Source organism: Methylocella tundrae, from assembly GCF_038024855.1.
Taxonomy (GTDB): domain Bacteria; phylum Pseudomonadota; class Alphaproteobacteria; order Rhizobiales; family Beijerinckiaceae; genus Methylocapsa; species Methylocapsa tundrae.
The window spans coordinates 3,579,624-3,600,834 of record NZ_CP139089.1 but is presented as its reverse complement, the minus strand read 5'-3'; the positions used below and the strand labels follow the sequence as shown (position 1 = coordinate 3,600,834).

The window sequence follows — 21,211 nt, the reverse complement described above, 5'->3', positions numbered from 1 at the left end:
CTTGCCAGCCGACCTGGCGTCAACGCGCCGCCGATCGCTTATACGGCGGCGCACAATATGTCGGGGGCGGATGCGGTCTCGAGGACGCCGTCGAGGCGGCGGATGGGCCTGATTCCATCTCTGTGGCGCGCCCTTGCGCATCCGGCCGCCCGGATGTTGGAGCGGCCCCGCGGCGGCGCCTGTTCATGAGGCGCGGCCCTGTTTTGCTGCTTGTCAAGCGTGCAGAATCGGGGCACGCTTGAGTAGATGCAGCTGCCCGTAGAATATCGGCTTATGTAAGCCGGAAAAGGCTGCTTCAGAGGTTAGCGTCATGACAGCAGCAATTCCGATACAATTGATTTCGGGTCAGAAGGCAACGCGCCTGACCCACAAAATCATTATCATTGCACTTTTGGCTTTTGGGTTCGGTTCAATCATCCCGTTGTTTTGGGGCGCCCATGCTCACGCGCAGGTTGTAGATCCGTGCCTGCAGGGCCTGCCCACGCCCACACCACAGCAGCCCGCCGTCCACAGGGTGCTACAACTGGTCAACTGTTCGAACCAGGTTGTGCTTGGCGCTGCGAACGCGGCCGGAAAGGCAGGCGTCGTGCCCCTGAAATCGGTTTTCCCGCGAGAGAAGACCTGGGTGATGCAGCCGTATCCGCCGTCCACGCCCAATGGAAATATCCTCACCATAGACGTGCCGCCGAAATGGGAGTCCACCATCGGCCCAGGCTCGACCGGCCCGAGGATCTGGGCGCGAACAGGTTGCCGTTATGACATCGCAAGCGACAGGGCTCAATGCGAAACGGGCGGCTGCGGCGGCAAATATGATTGTAGCGCCGCCAAGCTTGGAGCATCGGTAGGCACGACGGTCGCCGAATGGACATTCTATGAGCAGGTCACGGCCGGCAACATCACTTATTTCAAGGATTCGCCGGACATCAGCGCGGTCGATGGCGTGAACTTGAATATGGACATTCAGCCGGTTGGCGGCCACTCCGTTGACCCTTTCGACGCGCTGGGGGGCCATGACATCCAGTGGCTGGCCCAGAACTACCCCCTTACGAAACACGGACAGGACATGCGGAGCGACGCCCGATGCCTGGAGAAGTTTCGCCTCCAACGCTCAGACCTCACGTCAGGGATCTACGCTTTTGTCATCGTTGGAAATGACGGCAAACCGTTAGGCGGCGACGGCACGGTGGCCTGTTTCTCGAATTGTGCGAGATATGCCTTCCCCGACGTGCCGGCCGCGGACTGCGACTCTTCGGACCACAACACCCGTTGCTATCGCTGGAAATCGTTTTGCCTCAATGAATATCCTGTAGGATCCGTGTTCGGCGTGAAATGCACGCAGGATAGCGATTGCAAGCAGGGAACGTCATGCTGGAACAATCCAGGCTCTAAATTGGATCATACCTGCCAAGGCCGGGCATTCATCAAAAATGCGACCTGCCCATCAAATATCTGCACCTTTCCTTACGGCTATATCGACCCCGTAACCGGTCAGCAGTTCTTCTCGACGCAGCCTCCGTTTGGACATTGCAGCGATATCGTCGGCGACAATCCCAAAGGCTGCATAGGGGATGATGTCATGCACCACGTCATGCACAAGGCTTATACTTGGCCCAACGACCCTCAGGTCTATGGTGGCGACGCACCGCTTTACAGGATCATCTTTGCGCCGGGAGGCACAACGGTGCCGATCACTCCCGCTGGCGCAATTCCAGTTTGCAGCGATTTGCCGACAATATATGGCTACTCCACCCAATATGGCGGACCCGGCAGTAACTCCAAGCCCTGTGACGTACCTGTAAATATCGATAAGGCGACGTTCGCCGTCGCTCATCCCTCGCCTACAGGAGCTTCACCCTGGGCTTGCAATCTTTCTCCCGGCGGCGCCGGCAACGAAGGCGTCATATGCCGGTGGGCGACCCCCTGAGCGCGGTCAGTCTTTAACCATTAAAGGCGCGGAGCCTTGCGGCCTCGCGCCTTTGTTGTGAGCAGCGGTCGAGCAATAAAACGCGTTTGCCGCCTTAGAGCATAATCCGATCAGATCGGTTCGATCTGATCGACAAAAATATGCTCAAGTTTATGAATCTCAAGCGATTTCTGATCGATCGAATGACTCCATTCGATCGGAAAGCGCTCTAGCGACTGCGCCGAGGCAATCCTGCGAGATTAAGGCCTTTGCCTCTGCCGCCCCTCACATCCCCTCGGGACGGCCGGCCACCGCGACGAGAAGCTTCGCGTCGCCGAAGAGGCGCTTGGCCGCGCGCTTGGCGTCTTCCATCGTCACCGCCGCGATCAGCCTGTTGCGTTCGTCGAGATAGTCGACGCCGAAGCCGTCCGTCTGAAGGTGCAGGAGCTGCGAGGCGATCTTGGTCGAAGTGTCGAAGCGCAGCGCATAGGAGCCGATGAGATATTTCTTCGCCTTCTCAAGCTCCTCCTCGGTCGGCCCCTGCTCCGAAAGGCTCGCGATCTCGCCCGCGATCACCGTCATCGATTCGGCGGCGCGCTCATTCTTGGTCGAGGTGCCGCCGTAAAGCATCGAGCCATGATCATAGGTGATAAGCTGCGAATAGACGGAATAGGCAAGGCCGCGCTTTTCGCGCACCTCGCGAAAGAGCCGCGCCGAAAACACGCCGCCGCCGAGCACATGATTGACGACCATCGAGGCGATGAAATCGGGGTCCATGCGGGCAAGGCCCTGACGGCCGAAACGGATCGTCGATTGCGGAACGTCAATATCGACGACGAAGCGATCGCCTTCGCCGGAAAGCAGCGCGTCCGCGACCGGCGCGATATGCGAAGCCTGCGGCAGAGGGCCGAACACGTCATCGAGGTGGCCGGCAAGGGTCGCAGCGTCGATCGCGCCGACAACAGCGATCTTAAGCGTGTCGCGCGCGAAGATCTTTCCACGCAGCTCGACCAGATCGCCACGCGTCAGCGCCGGCAGCACGGAAAGATCGCCGCGCACCGGCAGGCCGTAGGGATGCCCGGGAAAAGCCTTCTCGCGAAAAGTGCGGCCGGCGACATAATCCGGCTCGTTCGCCTCGCTCTTCAGGCCGGCGGCGATCTGGCTCAGGACGCGCTCAAAGGGCTCGGCCTCGAGCCGCGCTTCATTGACCGCGAGCCGCAGCAGAGAAAAGGCTTGCGCGCTGTTGCGCGAGAGGGTCTGCAGCCGCCCGGAGAGTATATCGCGATCGGCCGAAAAGGAGAGTTCGATCGCGTCCTCGTCGAGAGCGCGATGGAAGGCTTCAGCGTCATAGGGCCCGGCGCCTTCGTCGATGAGGCCCGCGAGGAGATTGGCGGCGCCGGGCTTGCCGGCCGGATCCTGCGAGGCGCCGCCCTTGAAGGCGAATTCGACCGCGACGAGCGGCACCGCGTAATCCTCGACGAGCCAGGCCTCAATGCCGCCTTTCGAGACGACTTTCTGGACCATCGAGGCGCGGGAGCCTCGCTCGTTTGTCTTCAGCCCCGGCGTGAGGGTCGGCGCATCCGTTGTGGTTGCAGGCGCGGTCATGTGCGTCACTTCCGATAGGCCGCGCGGGACGATGCCGGATGCGGCGAACAAGGGGATATCTAAGCATCATTTCCGAAAACCGGACGCCGGATCGCCGATGAAATGATGCGAACTCAAAAATCCTGAGCTTGATTGGGCGGCCTGCGCCGCCCGGTCATGTATCAGCCGTCAAGCTCAAGGCCGGAATCATGACCAGGCGCCGACAACAGAAATCCGGTCACGCTACGCTTCTTGTCGAGCCAAAGCGCAGCCTTGCGCACGTCCTCGAGGGTCACCGCCTCGATCCGTTCCGGCCATTTTGCGACATCCTCAACGCTGAGCCCTGTCGCGAGAGCCGCGCCATACCAGCGCGCCAATGACGCCTGACTGTCCTGCGCATAGACCGCATCGGCGATGAGGCGGGTCTTGGCGCGGAGGAAATCGGCCTCATCAACGCCGCCGGCGGCGGCACGGGCGATGACGGCGTCGATCGCGGCGTCAAGGCGATCGAGGGGAACTCCGGGCGCCGGCACGGCGACGACGTAAAAGCGCGTGTCGTCGACCGCCGTGCCGAGATAATGCGCGCCGGCCGCGACCGCGATCTTCTGCTCCATGACGAGGCTCTTGAAGAGAAGGCTCGTCTGGCCCCCGCCGAGAAGATGGCCGAGAACCTCGAGCGCCTCCCCGACGCCTTTTTCCGCCGTGCGATAGGACGGCACCAGATAGACGCTCTGATACGAGGGCTGCTCGACCTTCTCATCCGCGAGGGTGACGAGGCGATGCGCGCGCGGCGAAGGCTCGCGCGGGCGCATCCGCTCCGGCGCTTTGCCGCGCGCCGGGATCTGACCGTAGATGTTTTCCGCCAGCGCAATGACCTCGGCCGGCTCGACATCGCCGGCGACGACGAGAATGGCGTTTTCGGGCGTATAGAAACGATCATAATAGGCGAGCGCGTCAACGCGGTCGAGGCCCTCGATCTCATGGTTCCAGCCGATGATCGGCCGGCCGTAAGGGTGCTGCGTGAACAGCGCCGCCTGCACCGCTTCGTTCAATTGATCGGACGGATCAGAATCCGTGCGCATCCGCCGCTCCTCCAGCACCACTTCGCGCTCGGGCGCGACGATCTCGTCCGAAAGAACAAGGTTCTTCATGCGGTCTGCCTCATATTCCATGCAGACGGCGAGTTGATCCTTGGCGACGCGCTGGAAATAGGCGGTGTAGTCATTTGAGGTGAAGGCGTTCTCCTGGCCGCCGGAATCGGCGACAAGCTCGGAGAATTTTCCCTGCGGATTATTCCTGGTGCCCTTGAACATCAGATGTTCAAGGAAATGCGCGATGCCGGATTTGCCCAGCGGATCGTCGGCCGAACCGTTGCGATACCAGACCATGTGGGTGACGACGGGCGCGCGATGGTCCGGAATGACGACGATGTCGAGCCCATTGGCGAGCTTTGCCTCGGTAATGGCGGGGCCCGCGGGCTTGGCTGTGGACTGCGCGGAGGGGTTCAGAAAAAGCGCGCCGGGCGCCGCTGCGGATTGGCCAAAAGACATTTCGTACATCGCTTTCTGCAGATCCCGCGGCAAAGCATGCTGAGGGCGGGAAGCGTGCGCCGGGCGCGCGTCGCCTCTATTAAACAGAACTTAGAAAGCGTTACGGGCTTTAGCAAGGTCAAAGCCGCCATCGGGGCGGCGGCTGCGGCGCCGAGTTTGTCCCGCGCCGCGGCCAAAGCCGCGCCCGATCGGCGGCAACCGCGCCTCGGGCCGATCAATTCTCGACGGAAGTCTTAATGCGGCTGCGGGCCGACATAGGCCTTCGTATTGGCCGGGTCGGGCGTCTCTTTCGCTGGCTCCGCCGTCGCAGTGGCGTCCTCCAATGGCTTGCGATATCCGGACGGCGGCTCGGTCAGGTAATTACGCGGCGGTTCCTCTCCCGTGGCCACTGTGTCCGTCTCGGGCTTTGCGCCGGTCACTCCGCCGACCATGTTTTGCAGAATTTTCCACGGCGCATTGATGCAGAGCGCGCCCGGCTGACAATCGTCGGGCGTCCCTCCTGCGCCCGGCGCTTCGGCGCGGCCGCCTTCTTCCTGAGACGCGGTTTCACCGCGCGCTTGCGGCGCAGGCCGCTGCGCGGCCGCGGCGGCGTGGCGCCGCTCGGAAATGTCCGGATCGTTCGGCCAGTCGGCGCCGTGGGCGACTTCTTTCGGCTTTGGGAGATCGAAGCGGGGCGGGACGACCAGCGGCGCCCGGGCGCGATAATCGATCTCTTCCTTACTTTTGTCGGGCTGCATGCCGAAGAAGCCGAGCACCGAGTTAACCGGATTGCCGCCCTGCTCCGGAGCCTGCGCCCACGCCGGCGATGCGCCAATCGACGCCGCGAGGGCGAAAATGGCGGCAATGAGCTGGAGAGAGGGCGCCGCCGCGCTCGGGCGCGTCTTAACTCTGTCAGAGACCATAGCGTTCATCCTCGAGCGTCTTTTTCAAAATCGACTTGGCAAAAAAAGGCCTGGGCGGCATAGACCCGCCTCGCGCCGCGCGGCGGCGTTCGATCCCGCAACATCGGGCGCCATCGGGGCAATTTAGGGGCAGAAAACAGTTAAAATGTCATTATCCAACAGAGGCGCCCTCCCCCGCCGGCTTCGCGCCGAACAGGGACTCGCAGATCAAAAGTCCGACGCCGACGACAATCGCCGCGTCCGCGAGGTTGAAGACATACCAGGAGAAGGATCCGACGTGGAAATGATAGAAATCCGCGACGAAACCATAGGCTATGCGGTCATAGGCGTTGCCGAGCGCGCCGCCGACGATGAGGCCGAGCGCGCAGGCGATAAGCATTGTTTTTGAGCGCCAGAGCCAGACGAGAAGAAACGCCGTCGCCGCCAATGTGACGGCAAGCAAGGTATAACGCTGGAGATCGGTCCGGGCGCTGAACAGCGAATAGGAAATGCCCGGATTCTTCGCGTAGACGACATCAAGGAAGGGCGCCAGCGCGACCGGCTGGCGCCTCTCGATGCCAAACACGAAAATCAGCCATAGCTTGTTGGCCTGATCCAGAGCCAGCGTCAGCACGGCGACAATGAGGCCAATCGCGCGGGGCGTCACGGCCAACGTCCCGCCGCCGTCAATTCGCGCAAGGCCCCGGCGTCGCGCGGCGTGACGTCGGGATAGTCGGGATCGGACCCGACCAGCGTCGAAATCCGCCACGACCGCGCGCATTTTCTGCCCTCGGCGCGATGCGGAACAACGGCGACGCCCGGAACCTCGTCAAGACGGAACGCGTCAGCCGGTCCCTCGCCCGCCTCGATTGCGATGTCGGAGGTGATGCAGATTTCGGCAAAGTCGACGCCGTCCAGCGCCGCCCGCAGGCCGTCATCCTTAATAAACACCCGTGGCGCGGCTTCGAGCGAGGAGCCGATGCGCTTTTGCGCCCGCTCGATCTCGAGCGCGCCGGTAACGACCGCGCGGATGCGGCGGATGTTCTCCCATTTGGCGGCCAAAGCGTCATCGCGCCAGTCAGCCGGAACATCAGGAAGGGTTTCGAGATGCACCGAGGCTTTGTCCGGGTAACGCGAGCGCCACGCCTCCTCCGAGGTAAAGACGAGAATCGGCGCAAGCCACAGCGTGACGGCGCGAAAGATTTGTTCGATCGCGGAAAGCGCCGCGAGACGCTTCTGGCTCGATGGCGGCTCGCAATAAAGCGCATCCTTGCGAATGTCGAAGTAAAACGCCGAAAGATCGGTGTTGAGGAAAGAGGAAAGCCGCGCGACGACGCGCTTCAGATCGAAGCGCTGATAGGCGTCGCGGATGTCCTCATCAAGCTCCGCCAGCCGATGCAGCATCAAACGCTCGAGTTCGCCCATATCCTTATGCGCCACCGCGCGCGCCGGCTCGTAATGCGCGAGAGAACCCAGCATCCAGCGGATCGTGTTGCGCAGCTTGCGATAGGTCTCGACGAAGGTTTTGAGGATCTCCGGCCCGATGCGCAGATCGTCGGAATAGTCGGAGGCCGCGACCCACAGGCGCAGAATATCGGCGCCCGCCTCCTTGATGATGGTCTGCGGCGCGGTGACGTTGCCGACCGACTTCGACATTTTCTGGCCCTTCTCGTCCAGCACGAAGCCATGCGTCAGAACGAGGTCGAAAGGCGCCCTGCCGCGCGTGCCGCAGGATTCAAGAAGCGAAGAGTGGAACCAGCCGCGATGCTGGTCCGAGCCTTCAAGATACATGATCTCGTCGCCGCCGCCGTCGCGCTTGCGGCGGATATTGGCGAGGCCGGGAAAATGGACCGGATCATCGAGCGTGAAGGCGTGCGTCGAGCCGGAATCGAACCAGACGTCGAGAACGTCGTCGATTTTCTCGTACTGTTCGGGAGCGTAGCCGTTGCCGAGAAAGCGCGCGGCGGCCCCTTCCGCGAACCACGCATCGGCGCCCTCGGCCTCGAAGGCGTCGGCGATCCGCTTGTTGACCTCAGGATCGCGGAGCGGCTCGCCCTTTTCGGAGCCTTGCTTATGGACGAAGATGGCGATCGGCACGCCCCAGGCGCGCTGGCGCGAGACAACCCAGTCCGGCCGGTTGGCGATCATGCCGGTGATGCGGTTTTCGCCCGACGCCGGGTGCCATTTGGTGACGGCGATCTCGCGCAGGGCGATGGTCCGCAAGGTTTTCTCGGAGCCCTCGAGCGTGCGCGCATCTGTCGGCTCGAAATCTTTATCGAGCGCGATGAACCATTGCGGCGTGTTGCGGAAAATGAGCGGCTTTTTCGAGCGCCACGAATGCGGATACTGGTGCTTCAGTTTTCCGCGAGCGACAAGATTGCCGGCCTCGATCAGCGCCTTGATGACCGCGTCATTGGCGTCGCTCTTGTTGCCTTTGTCGTCGAGGACGCGGCGGCCCGTGAAGCCCGGCGCATCCTTGGTGAAAAAGCCGTCGGCGTCGACGGTATAGGGGATGCGGGTCTCAATGCCGCGCGCCTGCAATTCGCGAGAGTGGGCCATCCAGACGTCAAAATCGTCGCGGCCGTGACCCGGCGCGGTATGGACGAAGCCCGTGCCGGTATCGGCGGTGACGTGGTCGCCATCGAACAGCGGCACCTTGAAGTCATAGCCGGGCACGGTCGCGGCAAGAGGATGGCGCGCCTCGATCACCCAGAGCTCGTAAGGAGAAACATCGCGAACACGTTCAAAAGCTTCGACTTTCGCCGCAGCGAAAGCGCTGTCGGCAAGCGCATCCGCGAGGATGTAAAGATCACCAGGCTTCGCCCAATTGCCTTCAGGCGTCGCCCTCACGCGATAAAGGCCGTAGGCAATCTTCGATGAAAAGCTGATCGCGCGATTGGCCGGGATCGTCCAAGGCGTGGTCGTCCAGATGACAATCTTCGCGCCATGGGCAACCAAACTCTCGACGCGAGCAAAGACAGAATCCATCGGGATAGGAACGCCGGCTCTTATCGCCATCTCCGACTGCCACAATGCGAGCCGCTTGGTCTCATCGGCGCTTGCGACCGGAAACGCCACGAAAACCGTGTCGCTGACGTGATCCTCGTATTCCACCTCGGCCTCGGCCAGAGCGGTCTTTTCGACGACGCTCCACATCACCGGCTTCGAGCCGCGATAGAGCAGCCCGTTTTCGGCGAACTTCATGATCTCGCGGGCGATCGTCGCCTCCGCCGGATAGGTCATGGTGAGATAGGGATGGTCCCAATCGCCATTGACCCCCAAGCGCTTGAACTCCTCGCGCTGGACGCCGACCCAATGCTCGGCGAAGACGCGGCATTCGCGCCGGAACTCATTGATCGGAACCTCGTCCTTGTTGCGCCCCTTGGCGCGATATTGCTCCTCGATCTTCCATTCGATCGGCAGCCCGTGGCAGTCCCAGCCCGGCACATAATTGGCGTCCTTGCCGAGCATCTGCTGCGAGCGCGCGACGAGGTCTTTCAGGATCTTGTTCAGCGCATGGCCGATATGGATGTTGCCATTGGCGTAGGGCGGCCCATCGTGCAGGACGAATTTTTCGCGCCCCTTCGCCGCCTGGCGCATGCGCTCGTAAAGCCCGATCTCGCGCCAATAGGCGAGCAGCTCCGGCTCCTTCTTCGGCAATCCGGCCCGCATCGGAAAATCCGTCTGCGGCAGATAAAGGCTTTTTGAATAGTCCGCCGGCTTTTGTCCGGCCTCGGCGTCACGCTCATGGGGCGCGCCTTGCGCCCGGTCCGTCTCAGTCATTTTGATTCTGCAATGTTGATCGCGCCCCTTTTGGGGCGCGGCGCGGCTTTGCCGCCGGAATGGGCGAAAAATCCCCGGCCCCGCGCGAAAACTTTTTACGCGCGGGCCGGGCGCATAATTCGGGACGTGAGGCGCAGGCCGATCTTGGACATGGAGGCGTTCTAGCAATGAAACGGCGGCGGATAAAGGATTTCCGCAGCGCCGCCTATGCCCACTGCCTGGCGGCGCGCCAAAGAATCCATTGGCGGCGCCATTGCGGCAGTTGCACCACCGTCTGGAACGGCTCGTAGCCGGGCTTTTCCATCTGGCGCAAATAGGCTTCGCAGAGGCTGATCGGCAAAAATCCGGCGCGGCAGACATCCGGCAGGCACTCGATCCGCGTCAGGAAAACGTCGAGATTGTCGCGCGCGAGGCCACGCAGATCAGAGAGCGCGCCGAGAATCGCAGGCGTCGTCTGCCCGGCGGCGACGTCGGCGCGGTCGAGCCCATGCTTTTCGAGGATATCGAGCGGGATGAACATCTGGCCCCGCGCGCTAAGCCAGGGAAAAGCCCGCAACAATCCGGTCAAGGCGTAAGCAATTCCGCCATATTGCGACACTCCAAGCCCGCTCGCAGGCTGCTCCCCATCGAGGATCATCGGAATCATGCGAAAGAGCGTGGAGGAGGTCGCTTTGACATAGGCGGTCAGCGCCTCGACGCTTTCCATGCCGTCGTCATAAAGATCGAACTCCCGCGCGTGGATCAGTTCGAGCAAGGCGCCCGCCGGCAGACCGAAGCGCTCCATCGTGTCGAGGAGCGCCGCGGCGACCGGGCTGGACCTGACGTCGCCCGAGTCCGGCTTTTCGAGCGCGTCGCGCCACCATTGCAGGCGGATTTCGCCAAGCAGCGGCTCAGACACGATTTCGCGTATGCGGGAAACTTCGAGGTTGAAGGCATAGAGCGCATGGACATGGCGGCGCTTCGCCTCAGGAATAAAGAGGCTCGCGAGCCATCTGTCCGGGTCGCCCTGCCGCACGATCGCGTCGCAATAGGCATAGTTCGGGTCGGCGCTCATATTTTTGGCCGGGCCATTCATCAGGGCGCAGCCAGAAGCGCGGCCGCGACCCGCCGTTTTTCACCGAGCAAAATGGAATAGGTGCGCGCGGCGGCGCCGGTCTGCATGGGCTCGGCCCTGATGCCCGCCGCGCGAAGACGCTGACGCAGAGCGGCGCTGATCGGAACCATCTCCCGCCCCGTGCCGATCAGAAGATGCTCGATCAGACCCGGCTTTTCATCGAAGACGGGGCCGAGCGCCTCGATCGTAATGCCTGATGGGTCAATCGCGCTCCAGGCGTAAATGCCGGACGGCAGGGCGAGGATCGCGCCGCGATGGGACATGCCGCCGAAGCGAAAGCCGCCGGCGCCGTAACCCTCGATCACATGCGCGCCGGGAAGAAACCCGGCGTATTTCGCTTCGCTCATGCTTGGCTCCCAAGAGAGCGCGTTCAGGATTTTGCGGCCGAGGTCCCTGCGAGCTTGCCGCCCGGCGTCGGCTCGGCGCCGACTGTCTCACTGCGCAGGCCAAGGTAAATCAGCATCGGCGAGCAGATGAAGACAGACGAATAGGTGGCGACAAAAATGCCCCAGATCATCGCGATCGAGAAGGAGCGGATCACCTGCCCGCCGAAAACCACGAGCGAGAACAGCGCGAGGAACACCGTCGTCGCCGTCATGATCGTTCTTGGCAGCACCGCATTGACCGAGACGTCGATCAGTTCGTCGGTCGGCATCTTGCGATATTTGCGCATCATTTCGCGAATGCGGTCGAGCACGACGACGGTTTCGTTCAAAGAATAACCGACGATGGTCAAGATCGCGGCGATCGAGGTCGTATTGAACTCGAGCCGGGTCAGCGAGAAAAAGCCGACCGTCAGGAGAAGATCGTGCATGGTGGCGATGATCGCTCCGACCGCGAACTGCCACTCGAAACGGAACCAGAGGTAACAGAGCACGGCGATGATCGAGAGCACGACGCCAAGCGTGCCGGACTGCACGAGTTCGCCTGAAACGCGCGGGCCGACGACCTCGACGCGCCGGAAATCATAATCATCGCCAATCGCGGCCCTGATGCGCGCGATCGCCGACTCCTGCGCCGCGGCGTCGCCCTTCTCATCGTGCTGCACGCCGAAGCGCAAGGTGACGTCCGACGGCGAGCCGAATCCCTGCACCTCGATGTCGCCGACATTCATCTTTTCGGCGACCGCGCGGAGATGGGCGATGTCGGCGACGCCGGTTTTGGCGCGCAGCTCGATCAGCGTGCCGCCCGAAAAATCAATGCCGAAATTCATGCCGAGCGTGAGGAACAGCACGACGGAAATGATCGAGAGCACGGCCGAGAAGGGATAGCTCACGCGCCGGAAGCGCATGAAGGGGAATTTTGTGTTCTCTGGCGCAAGGCGCAGAAGTTTCATGCCAAAATGCCTTATGCCTTGCTGTCCGGGATTGACCGGGCGATCATTCGAATCATGGTTTAGCGGCTTTATCTATTCGTCCGTCCAGCATGGGCCTGGCCGAAGCCCCGGCTTCTCGGGCCGAGGCGCTAGATGGGCAGGCGCACCGGCCGTTTGTAGCGATACCACAAGGTAATCATCATGCGCGTCATCGTCACCGCTGTCACGATAGTCGTCAAAATGCCGAGCGCCAGCGATACGGCAAAGCCGCGCACGGGCCCCGATCCCAGAAAATAGAGGATCGCGGCGGCGACGAACATGGTGACGTTGGAATCAACGATGGTGGCGAAGGCGCGGTTGAAGCCGGCGTCGAGCGCCGAGACGATCGAACGCCCCATATGAGCCTCCTCACGAATACGCTCGTAGATCAGCACGTTGGAATCGACCGCCATGCCGATGGTCAGCACAATGCCCGCTATGCCCGGCAGCGTCAGCGTCGCGCCCAAAAGGACGAGGCCGGCGAAAATAAACGCGATATGGACGAGCAGCGCGATATTGGCGAAAACGCCGAAGACGCCGTAGGTAATCAGCATATAGAACGCGACGAGGCCGGCGCCGACATAGGCGGCGCGCTTGCCGGCGTCGATTGAATCCTGCCCCAGCCCCGGTCCGACGGTGCGCTCCTCGACGATCGTGAGCTTGGCCGGAAGCGCGCCGGCGCGCAACAAAATCGCCAGATTATTCGCCGATTCGACGGTGAAATGGCCGGAGATCTGACCTGACCCGCCGGTAATCGGCCCAAGGATGCGCGGCGCGGAAATGACCTTTCCGTCGAGCACGATGGCGAAGGGCCGGCCGACGTTTTCGGAAGTGACCTCGCCAAAGCGCTGGCCGCCCCGAATGTTGAAGCGGAAATTGACCACCGGCTCCTGCGTGCGGCTATCGAAGCCCGGCTGCGCGTCGGTCAGGTCTTCGCCCTGCACCATCACGCGCTTTTCGACGGGCAGCTTGCTTCCCGGCCTGTCGACCTCGTCGAGCATTTCCGTCTCGGACGGATCGGCGCCCGGTTCGCCGACAAGGCGGAACTCGAGCTTCGCGGTCGTGCCGAGAATATCCTTGAGCTTGCTGGTGTCCTGCAGGCCCGGCACCTCGACCAGGACGCGATCATCGCCCTGGCGCTGGATGTTCGGCTCGGTGGTGCCGAGCGCATCGACGCGGCGGCGCAGAACCTCGATCGACTGCTCGACGGCGCGGCGGACCTTGGCCTTTATGCCGGCGTCGGTCACCATGAACTGAACAAGGCCGTCGCTGTTTTCTGTGATGTCGAACACGGACGCGCCGGGTCCGGTCGTCAGCCCGGCGCTGGCGGGGGTCGTCAACTGCCGCAGTTTCGGCATGACCTTTTCGCGCTCGGCCGGATCGGGGATGCGCACCTGCACGCCGCGCGGCAGCACGCCGATGCCGCCCGAAATCGAGACTTTTTCATCGCGCAGCACGCGACGCACGCTATCGCGCAGGTTTTCGACCATCGTCTTGACGACCGACGAACTGTCAACCTCGAGGAGGACATGCGAGCCGCCCTGAAGATCAAGGCCAAGCACGATGGCGCGCGCCGGAACCCATTTCGGCAAATGCGAAATCAGCGCGGCGCGCGTATCCGGGGCAAGCAGGCTCGGCACGATCACGAGAATCGCGAACGCCGTCATGGCCAGGATGGAGACGATCTTCCAAGTCGCGAAACGCAGCATGGCGTTGAAAAATATCCGAAAGTTTGGGCGCCAGGGACGCCGTTAAAAGAGCGGGGCTAGGGCGATGATCGCGGCGCGGTCAGGCTTGTTCCTTGACGGGTTCGCCCTTGGAGCGCACATCGGTGATGAGGGAGCGCACGACCCGCACCCGTACATTCGGCGCGATTTCGAGTTCGACCTCGGCGTCATCGACGACTTTGGTAACTTTGCCGATCAGGCCGCCCGAAGTCACGACGCTGTCGCCGCGCCGCACGTTCTTGATCAGATCAGCGTGTTCGCGCGCACGCTTCTGCTGCGGCCGCATGATCAGAAAATACATGATGACGAGGATCAGCGCGAAGGGAATAAGCTGCACGATCAGGTCCGTCGGTCCGCCGGCCGCACCGCCGACGGCTTGGGCGAAAGCAGGTGTAAACACGTTCCCTTCTCCTCAAAAATGTGCGCGCCCGGGCATCCGGCCTTTAAGCGCGGGCGGACTATAGCGAGTGCCGGAATGAAAGCAATGGCGCCTGCGGCCGTCATAAAGAAGGGCGCGCTCCGGCGTGGCGGCGCGCCTTGAGCAAAGTCGGCGATCCTAACAAATCCGCGACAGGCTGGAATGCGCTGGCGAGGCTTGGGCAATCATGCTGTAAAGCGGCAAGGCTTGCGCATTTGCTCCGTCTTGCGGGCGCGGCGCATGATGTCGATCCGCTATGAACTTCAAAGATGATCCGTCACAATGACAAGCACCGAAAAGCCCATGTCCTTTGCCGCCGATCCACGCTCCGCCGAGGCGCTGGAGCGGATCGCGGCGGCGCTGGAAAAACTCGTCCCCGCCCCGCCCGCTCGAATCAATCTGGACGCCGCCGACGCGTTCGTCTTTTCGGCGAGCGCGCCGCATCTGCAGCCGGTGCGCCAGGTCAATCGCGTCGACATGGCGCTGCTGCGCGGCATCGACCGGCTGCGCGATATTCTGACCGACAACACCGAGCGCTTCGCAAAGGGCCTGCCCGCCAATAACGCTCTTTTATGGGGCGCGCGGGGCATGGGAAAATCCTCGCTGGTGAAGGCCGCTCACGCCAGCGTGAACGGGCGATTGACGCCCGCCAATGGCTTCAGGCCATTGAAACTCATCGAGATCCACCGCGAGGACATCGACAGCCTGCCGGCGCTGATGGCGCTGGTGCGTGAGACGCCCTATCGCTTCGTCGTGTTCTGCGATGATCTTTCGTTCGACGCCGCCGACACAAATTACAAATCGCTGAAAGCGGTGCTCGAAGGCGGCATCGAAGGGCGCCCCCCCAACGTCCTTTTTTATGCGACCTCCAACCGGCGGCACATTCTGTCGCGGGACATGGTCGAAAATGAGCGTGGCACAGCGATCAATCCCGGCGAAGCGGTAGAGGAAAAGGTGTCGCTCTCCGACCGTTTCGGCCTGTGGCTCGGTTTCCATGCCTGCTCCCAGGCCGATTATCTCGCGATGGTCTTTGGTTACGCGGAGCATTTTGGGCTGGCGAAGGATCGCGAAGCCATTGAGCGGGAGGCGCTCGAATGGGCGATTACGCGCGGCGCGCGATCCGGGCGCACCGCCTGGCAATATATTCAGGACCTCGCCGGACGGCTCGGCAAGGTCATCGGGTGAAGGCGGGCCGCGCCTCAGGCCGCTTCGTTCATGGGGCGCCGGCGCGGATCTATATGGACAAGGGCCGCGCGTAAAACCCGCGCATCGGCGCCGGGCTTGACCGCTTCCGTCGAGAGGTGGCGCCGCCACGCGCGGGCCCCGGGCCTTCCGTTGAAAAGGCCGAGGACATGCCGCGTCATGGCGTTGAGCGGAATCCCCTCCGCGAGCCGCGCCTCGACATAGGGAACGAAGGCCAAAATCGCCTGCTCCGCGTCACTGAAAGGCGCCTCTTCGCCGAAAAACAGCGGATCGACGGCCAGCAGCAGCGCCGGGTCCTGATAGGCGGCGCGGCCGATCATCACACCATCGACGAAATCGAGCTCAGCACGCATCTGGTCGAGCGTCGCAAGCCCGCCATTGATCGCGATCGGCACATGCGGAAAACGCTGTTTAAGCGCATGGACCAAACCATAATCAAGAGGCGGAACATGCCGGTTGTCTTTAGGCGACAGGCCCTTCAGCCATGCTTTCCGCGCATGGACGATCAGAGCGTCGGCTCCTGCGGCGATGACGACCTCCGCCAACGCGCCGAGCGCCTCCGCCGGCTCCTGATCGTCGACGCCAATGCGGCATTTGACCGTCACCGGAATGGAAACTTGCGCCTTCATGGCGGCGACGCAATCGCCGACCAGCGCCGGCTCGCGCATCAGGCAGGCGCCGAAAGCGCCGTTCTGCACGCGCTCGGACGGACAGCCGACATTGAGATTGATCTCGTCATAGCCGAAATCGGCGCAAATCCGCGCCGATTGCGCAAGATGCGCGGGGTCGGAGCCGCCGAGCTGCACGGCCACCTGATGCTCGGCGCCGTCGAAGCGGAGCAGGCGCTCGCGCTGACCATGCAGCACCGCCGCGGTCGTCACCATCTCCGTATAAAGCCGCGCGCGCCGCGACAGAAGGCGATGGAAAAACCGGCAATGACGGTCGGTCCAATCCATCATAGGCGCCACGGCAAATCTATGTGCTTGATATTGCTTCATTTTTTCAGTACTATCAGATCGTTAGTTCTCAGATCGTTAGTTCCTGGCGAGTCAAAATTCGTCGCAAGGCACGTTATGCAAGCGAGACGTTTCTGCGGCGTGGGGACGCCCGGCGCTGGGCTCTGGAAGCGGAGGTCCAAGCCGACCGCGGCGAGACGCCCTCAAGCTCGCGCGTCGCCAGGGTCAAAACCTTCGGCGAATTGATCGACCTCCATATGGAGGATATGGCGGCGGTGGGCAAGACGCCCTTCCGGTCGGAAGGCCGCGACCCTCGACCTGCTGCAGCGCGAACTTGGCGAATGCAAGATTTCTTCCCTGGACCGCGAAAGATTGATCCGATTTGGGCGCGAGCGTGCCGATCAAGGCGCCGGCCCCGTCACGTAAGGTTGGCGTCGAGGGTTCGAATCCCTTCGCCCGCTCCAGATTTCCCTTGTCCGGCCCTGAGACATAGATGACGGAACGTCCCTGAGACATGGGTGACAACCTCGGGCCGAAGGGGTTGTCGAGGGGTTGCAAGGTTTTCAGCGAAGGGCTCAATGTTGTGATACGGCCGTTGAGAGTGTGCGCGAGCGGCGCGGAATCCGCTATGGCGAACGTCTCGATCCGGCAGATGGCCATGACGCACATCGTGCGAGAGAAATGAACAACCGCTCGGCAAAATGCCGCGGACGGGGGATGGCGGAGGTGGACTTCAATCGCGTCATGCGTCGACCGACGGCTTCGGCGGCGCCGACGGGCCGGCCTGTGTCCGCGCTTCGTCACACCCGGCCAGACCCAGGCCGAGAGCCATCATACCGATGACGCCGTAGGGCCGTGCAGAAGCGCCAGAAATGTTCATGGAGTTTCGCCCTATTCAGCCGATGACCAAGCGAAACGATTCGAGCAACAGCGCACGTTGGGGGACGACTCGGCCCGTTTCGGCGCCGCACAGCAAAAGAGGCTCACTTGGCGACTGATTTGCAGACCAAACCGGCGGGCGTCGGCCGGCCGCGCCAGATGCTCGAAGACGAACGCCGCGCGAAGCTCATATCCGCGGCGGCCGAGCTCTTCCTGCGCAAAGGCTATCACGCGACGACTGTGGAGGACGTCGCACGGTGCGCCGGCATGTCAAAGAAAACTGTCTATCAGGTGTTCTCGGGGAAATCCGGGCTGCTTGACGCGCTGCTGACAGACTGGTTCGCTCCATATACGGTCCCGATCGATTCCGACGGCCGCTCGCCGAAGGATGTACTGACCGATGTCCTGTCTCGACAGGTGAATTTCGCGCTGACGGAGCGGCAAGTGGCGATGCTGCGCCTTCTGATCGCCGAGACGTCCTGCTCCGGGGAAATCGTCTCGGCCCTGGAGCGGCAGGGTCTTGGACGCGGCAAAGGGGCGCTGGAACAGTGGCTGGCCGCGCAGGCGGCTCTCGGATTGTTGAAGATCGACAATGCCGAAGAAGCTTCCAGCATGCTGTTTTTTACGGCTGTCGGCGACTTCCTGATGGAACTCTTGCTGAGAATTCGCCCCCAGCCCACCGCCGAGGAAGTCAACGCCAGAGTTGAGCGGACAGTGGCGGCCTTCATCTACCAGCACACTTGATGCGAAGTCGACCTATGTCATTTAACCGGCGTCCTGCTGCGTCATGTTTGTCCTGTGTGCGCCCTGCTCGACAGGCTCACTATCCGGCCAGCGGTGGCGTTCGAGACCGAGCTAAATTGCACGGCTCAAGGATTTATTTCGATGGCTCGATCGGGGTTCACCGAGAGAAACCCATCGAATTCCAAACAATATGAATTGGTTCGCACCCAAGCGCTTCGATAAAGGCGATCGTATTGAAATGAATGCCGATTTTTCTACCCATGACAAGATAATCTTCGATCCAGAAGGAACTCCATTGCTTTCCTACGAGGACCTCCGACAGGCATTACCACATGGGAGCACCAGTGAGAGTGGTTTGACCCATTACGTGTCCTTGCCAAATCACACGATCGGGCTCAACGGCCATCGGTTTCCAATAGATGGGATCAACATGTCGTACGACGTAAACGTTACTACCGAAACTCGAACGATTGTAGGTCGTTAGTCAAGGCGATCGTTAAGGAGGTGATGTCCGGGGAGTTGAAGGTAGTCACTAAGTCCGAAGACGTAAGAAATCCAAGAAGCTAAACGGACGCTATGGCTTGCTTACGAGCGCTATGCCGAAAGTGGTCAGTAGCGCCGTTGCAATTGGGATGTCTGCTTGCAGGCTGCGCGGCTTCGATTGGCTTCGACCGGCATCGGCGCAGAGCCGCCGATGCCGGTCACCGGTTTCAACGACGGCTGAACAGAAGCTGCGGAATGCTGGCTGGGCGCTAGCGTTTTTTCTCCGCGCGGAATATGGATTTTTTTCCCTTCCAGCGAGGAGCCGCCATGACGGAGGCCAGCGAAACCGGCGGCGTGAAGCCGCGCCTTTATCACGCGCCGCCCTCCTATTATTCGATGATCGCGCGCCTCGCGCTCGCCGAGGGCGCCATCGCCTATGAGCGCATCTTCGTCGACATCCATTTCAGGCTCAGCCAGGAACGACCGGACTATGTGCGGCTCAATCCGAACATGACCGTGCCGACCCTTGTGCTGGCGGACCGCGTTCTCGATCAGAGCCGCGACATCGCCGAATATGCGCTTGGCGTCAACGAGGCGACGCTGGGCGCGGAGGCCAAAGCCTGGCTCGATCTCCATTACGCCCTTCCAATCGAAGAGCTGACCTTCGGGATTTTTCTCGCCCGTAGCCGGCTGGCGCGGATCATGGTCCCAAAAGTGCTGGCGAGGGTCCACCGCCGCCTGCTCAAGCACGCCGCCGAGAATCCCGATCTTGCAGCGGTTTATCGAGCGCGGGCCGACGTCTTCGCGGAGCGGCTCCGCATCTTCGATCCGGCCACGGCGGGACGGCTTGCGGAGCGCCGCCGGGCCCAGGCGATCGACATTCTGGATCGGATGGAGCGCGCGCTCAGCGACGGCCGCGCGACGCTGACGCCGCCCGCTTATGGCGTCGCCGATACGGTCCTCACTGTGTTCCTCGCTCGCGTCGAGTTCATCGGCCTTGGCGCCGAATTATCGGGGCGGCCGGCGCTTGAGCGCTATTGGCGCGCCATGCAGGCGCGCCCCAGCTTCGCCGCCGCGGACATTTGGACGAGGGCGCATATCCTCCGGCTGCTCAAAGGAGTTCTGTTCGACAGAGCGTGACGGCGATGCGGCCATGGGTGGTCCTGACGAAAGGTCCGGTTTGGAAAAGCCGAGCGCCCCCGCCAAGCCGTCCACTCCGTCGCGGTCCATGTCGTCACGAGGACAATGGCGAAGACGGTGAGAACCTGGCCCCAGAGAATCTTCGTTGCCGACACGCGCCTCTCCTTGTCTGAAAGGAGAGGTCGGGATCGAAATTCGCAGATTGCAAGCCGTCCGGATACCCGTTCCTACCCGGTCGAGCCGGCGCGAAAAAATACTTGAAGGGGCGTAAGTCGCGGATTTGGGCGCGCGTCACAGCGGCGAGCTTCGTGCTCGACCGCGGCGCGGCCAATCGCGTCCTCCGGCAACTGAGGATGCCCAGACAGACTACACAGATAGGCTTTACAGTTTAGCTGTCTATCTGATATGCAGTCGGACATGGACGTCGCGCCGGACAATCACCAAGCCATGCGCGCCTCAGTTTTGGCGCAGGACCTCCGCGCCTTGCTGGGCAAGCTGAAACGCCGCTTGCGCGAGCAGGCGCATGTCGGCGACCTGACGCCATCCCAGGTCTCTGTGCTGCTACGCCTCGAAAAGGACGGCCCCGCGACGGCTTCGAGCCTTGCACGGGCCGAGGGAATGCGGCCGCAGTCGGTAGCTCCGGTCATCGCCGTGCTGGAGAGCGCTGGCTTGGTGAGCGGAGCGCCAGACCCAGCGGACGGGCGGCAGACCCTGCTCTCGCTCACGGACAGCTGCCGGCAATGGGTCCAGGAGGGACGCGCGGCGCGGCAGGATTGGTTGACGCGCACTCTCCAGGCGCGTCTGTCGCCGGAGGAACAGGACAGACTTGCGGAGGCCGTCGAGCTGCTCAAACGGCTCGTCGAAGACTGAGCGAGCCGTTGGCGGCTCGCGCGCGATCGAGCAGTCCAAGATTTTGAGAGGAGACTTCATGGCGCTGACCACGCTCGACCCGAATACCGCCCTGATCATCGTCGACCTGCAGAACGGCGTCATCGGCCTGCTTGCCAGCCACACCATTGGCGAAGTTATCAGGCGGGCTCGCACGCTGGCCGACGCCTTCCGCGAGCGCGGCCTGCCGGTCGTGCTCGTCAACGTCGCCGGAGGCGCGCCAGGCCGGACGGAACAGCCGCGCCCAACGGGACCCCGTCCGGACGGGTGGACCGACCTCATCCCGGAGCTGAATCAGCAACCCGGCGACATCGTGGTGACCAAGCGGACCTGGGGCGCGTTCGCGAGCACCGATCTCGAGGCCAGGTTGAAAGCGCGGGGCGTCACCCAAGTTGTGATCGCGGGCGTGGCCACCGGAACCGGCGTCGAGGCGACGGCGCGACAAGCCTATGAGCAAGGATTCAACGTCACCCTCGCCACCGACGTCATGACCGACAGGCGTCCCGAGGCTCACGATTACAGCATCAAGAATGTCTTCCCAAGGCTCGGCGAAACCGGGACAAGCCGAGAGATCATCGATCTCCTGCCGCCAAGGAGCGCCTGA

Annotated in this window: 17 protein-coding genes; 6 read left to right on the top strand and 11 right to left on the bottom strand. The window is 62.4% G+C overall.

Going from position 1 to position 21,211, the window contains the following annotated elements:
• Window positions 1-310: 310 nt before the first annotated feature.
• A complete protein-coding gene (locus SIN04_RS18830) occupies window positions 311-1,924 on the top strand; it encodes a thaumatin family protein (protein ID WP_134491753.1) in 1,614 nt (537 codons plus the stop codon).
• Window positions 1,925-2,188: 264 nt separating this feature from the next.
• Here the strand turns inward: SIN04_RS18830 and SIN04_RS18825 are convergent, their stop codons facing one another.
• From SIN04_RS18825 to yajC, 10 genes are all read right to left on the bottom strand, one after another.
• A complete protein-coding gene (locus SIN04_RS18825; protein ID WP_244606005.1) occupies window positions 2,189-3,427 on the bottom strand; it encodes a M16 family metallopeptidase in 1,239 nt (412 codons plus the stop codon).
• 242 nt (window positions 3,428-3,669) lie between these two features.
• On the bottom strand, window positions 3,670-5,037 hold the full coding sequence (locus SIN04_RS18820; RefSeq protein WP_423135985.1) for a M16 family metallopeptidase: 1,368 nt from the start codon (window positions 5,035-5,037) through the stop codon (window positions 3,670-3,672).
• A 233-nt stretch (window positions 5,038-5,270) separates the two neighbouring features.
• Entirely contained in the window at window positions 5,271-5,939 is a 669-nt protein-coding gene (locus SIN04_RS18815) for a hypothetical protein (RefSeq protein WP_174512492.1), read from the bottom strand.
• Window positions 5,940-6,090: 151 nt separating this feature from the next.
• A complete protein-coding gene (gene lspA, locus SIN04_RS18810; RefSeq protein ID WP_134491745.1) occupies window positions 6,091-6,585 on the bottom strand; it encodes a signal peptidase II in 495 nt (164 codons plus the stop codon).
• The gene (ileS, locus tag SIN04_RS18805) at window positions 6,582-9,701 is read right to left on the bottom strand and encodes an isoleucine--tRNA ligase (protein WP_134491743.1); all 3,120 of its coding nucleotides are present in this window, start codon (window positions 9,699-9,701) and stop codon (window positions 6,582-6,584) included. Before ileS ends, lspA begins: the two co-directional genes overlap by 4 nt.
• Before the next feature lie 205 nt (window positions 9,702-9,906).
• Window positions 9,907-10,776 carry a phytoene/squalene synthase family protein gene (locus SIN04_RS18800; RefSeq protein WP_134491741.1) on the bottom strand — a complete coding sequence of 290 codons (870 nt, stop codon included), beginning with the start codon at window positions 10,774-10,776 and terminating at the stop codon, window positions 9,907-9,909.
• The gene (locus tag SIN04_RS18795) at window positions 10,776-11,162 is read right to left on the bottom strand and encodes an Mth938-like domain-containing protein (RefSeq protein WP_134491739.1); all 387 of its coding nucleotides are present in this window, start codon (window positions 11,160-11,162) and stop codon (window positions 10,776-10,778) included. The genes SIN04_RS18800 and SIN04_RS18795 overlap by 1 nt, the downstream gene beginning before the upstream one ends.
• A 23-nt stretch (window positions 11,163-11,185) precedes the next feature.
• A complete protein-coding gene (secF, locus tag SIN04_RS18790; protein WP_134491737.1) occupies window positions 11,186-12,151 on the bottom strand; it encodes a protein translocase subunit SecF in 966 nt (321 codons plus the stop codon).
• 128 nt (window positions 12,152-12,279) lie between these two features.
• Window positions 12,280-13,878, bottom strand: coding sequence for a protein translocase subunit SecD (gene secD / locus SIN04_RS18785; RefSeq protein ID WP_134491735.1), 1,599 nt, complete (start codon window positions 13,876-13,878; stop codon window positions 12,280-12,282).
• Window positions 13,879-13,957: 79 nt separating this feature from the next.
• Entirely contained in the window at window positions 13,958-14,296 is a 339-nt protein-coding gene (gene yajC, locus SIN04_RS18780) for a preprotein translocase subunit YajC (protein WP_134491733.1), read from the bottom strand.
• A 300-nt stretch (window positions 14,297-14,596) separates the two neighbouring features.
• Here yajC and SIN04_RS18775 point away from each other — a divergent pair, with 300 nt between their 5' ends.
• A complete protein-coding gene (locus SIN04_RS18775; protein WP_134491731.1) occupies window positions 14,597-15,499 on the top strand; it encodes an ATP-binding protein in 903 nt (300 codons plus the stop codon).
• Between the two features lie 14 nt (window positions 15,500-15,513).
• On the opposite strand, the gene dusA is transcribed toward SIN04_RS18775, so the two are convergent.
• On the bottom strand, window positions 15,514-16,515 hold the full coding sequence (gene dusA / locus SIN04_RS18770) for a tRNA dihydrouridine(20/20a) synthase DusA (RefSeq protein ID WP_134491729.1): 1,002 nt from the start codon (window positions 16,513-16,515) through the stop codon (window positions 15,514-15,516).
• A gap of 945 nt (window positions 16,516-17,460) precedes the next feature.
• On the opposite strand from dusA, the gene SIN04_RS18765 reads away from it, so the two are divergent.
• The 4 genes from SIN04_RS18765 to SIN04_RS18750 all read left to right on the top strand — a co-directional run bounded on the left by SIN04_RS18765 (window position 17,461) and on the right by SIN04_RS18750 (window position 21,211).
• On the top strand, window positions 17,461-18,096 hold the full coding sequence (locus SIN04_RS18765) for a TetR/AcrR family transcriptional regulator (protein WP_134491726.1): 636 nt from the start codon (window positions 17,461-17,463) through the stop codon (window positions 18,094-18,096).
• Between the two features lie 810 nt (window positions 18,097-18,906).
• Window positions 18,907-19,719 (top strand): glutathione S-transferase family protein, encoded by an 813-nt coding sequence (locus SIN04_RS18760; protein WP_341264137.1) that lies wholly within the window; start codon window positions 18,907-18,909, stop codon window positions 19,717-19,719.
• A gap of 417 nt (window positions 19,720-20,136) precedes the next feature.
• Complete coding sequence (locus SIN04_RS18755; protein ID WP_341264136.1) at window positions 20,137-20,589, top strand: MarR family winged helix-turn-helix transcriptional regulator; 453 nt, start codon at window positions 20,137-20,139, stop codon at window positions 20,587-20,589.
• Window positions 20,590-20,647: 58 nt separating this feature from the next.
• A complete protein-coding gene (locus SIN04_RS18750; protein ID WP_134491722.1) occupies window positions 20,648-21,211 on the top strand; it encodes an isochorismatase family protein in 564 nt (187 codons plus the stop codon).